The sequence below is a fragment of the Kordia sp. genome (genome assembly GCF_045105435.1).
Taxonomy (GTDB): Bacteria; Bacteroidota; Bacteroidia; order Flavobacteriales; family Flavobacteriaceae; genus Kordia.
Genome location: NZ_JBGCDL010000088.1, coordinates 1 through 3,387, shown reverse-complemented (window position 1 = coordinate 3,387; position 3,387 = coordinate 1). Strand labels below are relative to the sequence as shown.

Annotated in this window: 5 protein-coding genes; 3 read left to right on the top strand and 2 right to left on the bottom strand. The window is 34.0% G+C overall.

What is annotated here, in order from left to right:
- Positions 1 to 16 precede the first annotated feature (16 nt).
- The 3 genes from yaaA to AB8B65_RS04150 are packed head-to-tail and all read left to right on the top strand — an operon-like array spanning position 17 to position 2,229.
- On the top strand, positions 17 to 775 hold the full coding sequence (gene yaaA / locus AB8B65_RS04160; protein WP_405299596.1) for a peroxide stress protein YaaA: 759 nt from the start codon (positions 17 to 19) through the stop codon (positions 773 to 775).
- 48 nt (positions 776 to 823) lie between these two features.
- A complete protein-coding gene (locus tag AB8B65_RS04155) occupies positions 824 to 1,507 on the top strand; it encodes a tetratricopeptide repeat protein (protein ID WP_405299595.1) in 684 nt (227 codons plus the stop codon).
- Positions 1,508 to 1,521: 14 nt separating this feature from the next.
- Positions 1,522 to 2,229 carry a uracil-DNA glycosylase family protein gene (locus tag AB8B65_RS04150; RefSeq protein ID WP_405299594.1) on the top strand — a complete coding sequence of 236 codons (708 nt, stop codon included), beginning with the start codon at positions 1,522 to 1,524 and terminating at the stop codon, positions 2,227 to 2,229.
- Between the two features lie 59 nt (positions 2,230 to 2,288).
- Here the strand turns inward: AB8B65_RS04150 and AB8B65_RS04145 are convergent, their stop codons facing one another.
- Both AB8B65_RS04145 and AB8B65_RS04140 read right to left on the bottom strand, forming a co-directional pair.
- On the bottom strand, positions 2,289 to 2,852 hold the full coding sequence (locus AB8B65_RS04145; RefSeq protein WP_405299593.1) for a metallophosphoesterase family protein: 564 nt from the start codon (positions 2,850 to 2,852) through the stop codon (positions 2,289 to 2,291).
- Positions 2,853 to 3,011: 159 nt separating this feature from the next.
- Positions 3,012 to 3,387: RlmF-related methyltransferase (locus AB8B65_RS04140; protein WP_405299592.1), on the bottom strand; the 376-nt coding region annotated here is incomplete at its 5' end.

Here is a 3,387-nt window from a genome sequence, read left to right as displayed (position 1 = left end):
AAAGAAAATAGAAAAAATGAAAATTGTAATATCTCCAGCAAAGTCACTAGACTTAGAAAGTAGTATTCCAACAGAAAAACATACCGAAGCTTGCTTTTTAAAAGAAGCAGCACAATTGAGTAAAGTGCTGAAAAAGAAATCACGCAAGGAATTATCAAGTTTGATGAAAATTTCAGATGCATTAGCCGATTTAAACTATCAGCGAAACCAAGAATGGGAATTGCCGTTCAATATCGAAAATGCACGACCAAGTATTTACACATTCAGTGGTCAAGTTTTTCAAGGATTGGACGCGTTTACACTTCCCGAAGAAAAAATAGATACCTTACAAAGTACTTTGCGAATCTTATCAGGGCAATACGGATTATTAAAACCATTGGATTTAATGCAACCGTATCGTTTGGAAATGGGCACACGACTTCCTGTTGGGAAAAATAAAAACCTGTATGAATTCTGGAAAAAGAAAATCACAACAGCATTAAACAACGAACTTGCAGCAGATGAATTATTTGTCAATTTGGCAAGCAATGAATATTACAAAGCAGTTGATGCAAAAGCATTAAAAGTTCCTGTAATTACGCCTACTTTTAAAGATTTTAAGAATGGCGAATACAAAGTTATTATGACGTATGCAAAATTGGCAAGAGGTTATATGACGCGTTATCTAATTGATGCAGACGTAAAAACGATCGATGATTTAAAAGGATTCAATTACGAAGGATATGGTTTTAGCGAAGAACTATCTAACGGAAATGAATTAGTATTTACACGATAAACAATGATCCGATTTTATACACCAGTTCTCTTTCTACAATTATTTTGTATGTATCATGCATACAAAAACAAAAAGGACAAATTTTGGTATTATTTAATAATGATGCTACCATTAGTAGGCGCTTTAATCTATCTCTTAACAGAAGTATTAAATAAAAGAGATTTAGAAAAAGTAACTGAGGAAATTGCTATTGTAATAAATCCATCTAAAAAAGTAAAAGATGCTGAAAAAAAGTTGGCTTTTGCCGATACATTTCAGAATAGAGTTGCATTAGCAGATGCACATTATGAAAATGGAGACTATGAAAATGCGAGTATTCATTATGAAGTAGTGTTAAAAGGGAATTTTGAAAAAGACTTCTATGTCATTTCTCAACTCATCAGCGCTAAAAGTCAAGCCCAACAATATAAAGAGGTAATTCGTTTAGCTGAAAAAGTTAAAGATACTTTTGACTTCAAAAACTCGAAGGCACAATATAATTACGGTTTAGCTTTAGACAAACTGGGAAGAGTAGCCGAAGCAGAAGAACATCTAAAAACCATAGATCAACGTTATTCTAACTATGCAGAGCGCTACACATTAGCGCAGTTTTATCATAAGAATGGAAAAACTAGCAAGGCTACTGAAATATTGGACGAAATTATCTCAGAATCGGAACACATGTCTTCTCATAATCGTAGAATGTATCGACACGTCGTGATCAATGTAAAGAAGTTCAGAGAAGAACTCTAAAAACTTTAAAAGACATGTTCTTTCACAAACATCCATACCAACCTTTTATTCAGCCAGACACTGAAAAGCTAATTGTAGGAACGTTGCCGCCACCGCGATTTTCCACAGGCGAATTACTCGAAAAAGATGTCAACTTCTGTTATGGAAGCTACTATAACTCGTTATGGTTGTTTATTGATGAAATATTCAATTTAAAATTGCGGTATGACAATTCTCAAGAAGCCATTGATCAGCGAAAAGAATTCTTTATCAAACATAAAATTGGTGTTTGCGATATTGTAGACAGTTGCGAGCGCCAAAAAATTGATGCTTCCGACTTAGGTATGCAAAACATACAACTGCGTGATGTAATTAGCTATTTGCAACAATATCCAAGCATTCATACCATTCTCTTCATTGGTGGAAACTCTAAAAATGGTCCTGAATATTTCTTTCGAAAACACATCAAACCGTATAATCTCAAATTGGAAGTTGTTTCAGATACTGTACCTAGACTTCATCAATTTGACTTGAATTTAGCAAAAAATAAACATCACATTGAACGCGCATTGAGCGGAGTCGAAATGCAATCACGAATCATCAAAACTGTTTCCTTAACCTCATCTTCTGGGGCAGCCAATCGTGCAATTGGAAGCATTCCTTTATACAAAAAACTCAAAAAAGAAAATCCAAAATTTACCACCTTTGATTTTCGTGTGTTGCAGTATCGGGCGTTTTTTTAAGATTACTTTTTTTGGATAAAAAAACCTCCAAAATCAACTTTTGGAGGTTTCTATTTTTATCATCGATTCTCTTTTTCAAAAGGAGGTTTCCAATTCTTGGTTTTCATAATGGCTTTGACTTCTTCGTACGATAACGGATAAAAATCGTGACAATCAACACCAATATCAAACGATAATGAAGTATCAATATCAGGCAAAGTTCCGTGTGAATGTCCATACAAATGATACGTTCCCCAATGGGAAGCATTCCATTCGCGCAATGCGTAATGAAACAATACAATCAGCTGTTCGCCGCGTTCAAACTCGTCGTCTTTTACAACCAACTCATAATAGTCTTTAATCCATTCAAAACGTGTGTGACACGCTTGCGCAGATTTTTCGTGGTTTCCATTAATCAAATAGATTTTCCCATGTAAACGGTCTAAAATCTTTCTTAATTTCCCTGAAGAAGCAAGTCCCACATCACCTAAGTGATACACTTCGTCTTCGGGTTTTATTTTTTCATTCCATCGTTGGATCAATGCTTCATCCATTTCAGCAACATCAGCAAATGGACGTTCAGAAAATTTAAGAATGTTTTTATGTCCAAAGTGATGATCTGAAGTAAAAAATATAGTACTCATTTTTTTAATTTTTAATTCAATAATATTTTTTTAAGCTTCGGCTTTTAATTGAAATCGAAATTTCAACTTTGGACGCATCGAATTACATTTTTGTAGTTTTAAAAGTGTTCATTGTTCTTGAATTTAAGTGGCAAATGTACAGTTTTTTAATGTGAAAGTTTATGCTACAAAACTCCACACCACAATTCTACTAATCTTATTTCCTTGTCCCATCAAAATGGTTTCTACGGTTTTGGCATGTACACGTTTCAAGGCATCATAAATGGCGGGTAAATTAGCTTCTTTAGAAACCAACGTCGTAAACCATTCGCATTGTTTTGAAAACTGTTTACTTTCTTTTATCATGTTCTTAATGAACTTCTTTTCGCCACCTTTACACCATAATTCATTGCTTTGTCCACCAAAATTAAGTTCCGTTTTTACAGGTTGCTTACCTTTCAAATTTCGTAATTTCCGTAATGTTCCTGCTTGTGCTTCTTTTGCAGATGTATGAAAAGGCGGATTGCAAAGTGTAATGGTAATTTTTTCTTTTGGA